The organism is Runella aurantiaca (assembly GCF_003339505.1).
Taxonomy (GTDB): Bacteria; Bacteroidota; Bacteroidia; order Cytophagales; family Spirosomataceae; genus Runella; species Runella aurantiaca.
Map to the genome: position 1 here is coordinate 1 of NZ_QPIW01000062.1, position 1203 is coordinate 1203.

General features: G+C 39.8%; 2 protein-coding genes. Both read left to right on the top strand.

Annotation, left to right across the window (positions count from 1 at the left end):
* The first annotated feature begins 73 nt into the window (after positions 1-73).
* Complete coding sequence (locus tag DVG78_RS29820) at positions 74-346, top strand: transposase (protein ID WP_114464647.1); 273 nt, start codon at positions 74-76, stop codon at positions 344-346.
* A gap of 14 nt (positions 347-360) precedes the next feature.
* Positions 361-1191 carry an IS3 family transposase gene (locus DVG78_RS29825; protein WP_114464648.1) on the top strand — a complete coding sequence of 277 codons (831 nt, stop codon included), beginning with the start codon at positions 361-363 and terminating at the stop codon, positions 1189-1191.
* Positions 1192-1203 lie beyond the last annotated feature (12 nt).

Below are 1203 nucleotides of genomic sequence, written 5' to 3' on the forward strand. Positions count from 1 at the left end.
TGTCCTCATTCCCCGAACCGTATCCATTTAAAAGTAGAAAAAATTATAAATTTCACTTTTAAACGGTATCCAAATGAAAAAAAGCAATTTTACAGAGGAGCAAATCGTAACGATTTTGCACAGTCAAAGTAAAGGCAAAAAAGTAGAGGACATTTGCCGGGAGAATAATATTTCGCCAGCGACCTTCTATCAATGGAAAGAAAAGTATGGCGGCATGGATGCCCGAGAGTTAAAACGTATGCGCGAATTAGAGGCAGAAAATGCTCGATTAAAGAAATTGTTGGCTGATAAAAGTATTGACTATGACATTCTCAAAGAAGGTTATGAAAAGCTAAAAAAGCTGTAAGCCCTAAAATTCATATGAGCATTCTTAGAGAAGTGCAGCAGGAAAAACATGTAACAACACGACGATGCAGTAGAGTTTTAGGGCAGCGAAGGAATAGCCTGTATTATAAGTACAAAGCCAAAGTTGACAACAAAGAAGTAAGAGAGAAACTCTTGGAACTCAGCAGGCAATATCCCAGTTGGGGCTTTGGATTATTGTTTGACAAAATACGTCTTTTAGGTAATAGATGGAACAGAAAGCGGGTTTACAGGCAGTACAAAAAGCTGAATTTGCACTTGAGAAAGCCTAAGAAACGGCCTAAAATAAAAAGAGCGAATCCCAACATTTTGGCTGCCGGTAAGGTAAATCAGGGATGGTCTTTGGATTTTTTAAGTGATGATGTAGTGGCTGAAAATAAGGCTCGGATCCTCAATGTAATGGATGAATTCAGTCGAAAATGTTTGATGGCAGACGCCAAAAAAGACTATAAAGCCAAACAATTAGTAACAGCGTTGGAAAATCTTGTAGCCACTTATGGTAAGCCTGAATATATCCGATGCGATAATGGTCCGGAACTCGTGAGCAACAAAATGGCTCAATTCTGTAAAAAACAGGGCATTGAGATCCGGTTTACTCAACCCGGAAAACCAATGCAGAATGGTCTTGTAGAAAGGCTCAACGGAACCATCAGAACTGAATGTCTCAATCCAAAAGTGTTCACCACTATCAACCAAATCCAAGCAGAATTGGATGAGTGGTGGCGAATTTACAATTTTGAGAGACCCCACTCAGCTCTCAAGGGCAAGACACCTCAGCAAATATGGTTAAACCAAGAGGAACTCTATTTAAAAATGGCTGCGGCCTAGGGAATGAGGACA

Bases quoted from the DNA above. Each gene is read 5' to 3' on its own strand.
- DVG78_RS29820 (WP_114464647.1), top strand. From the start codon at position 74: ATGAAAAAAAGCAATTTTACAGAGGAGCAAATCGTAACGATTTTGCAC.
- DVG78_RS29825 (WP_114464648.1), top strand. From the start codon at position 361: ATGAGCATTCTTAGAGAAGTGCAGCAGGAAAAACATGTAACAACACGA.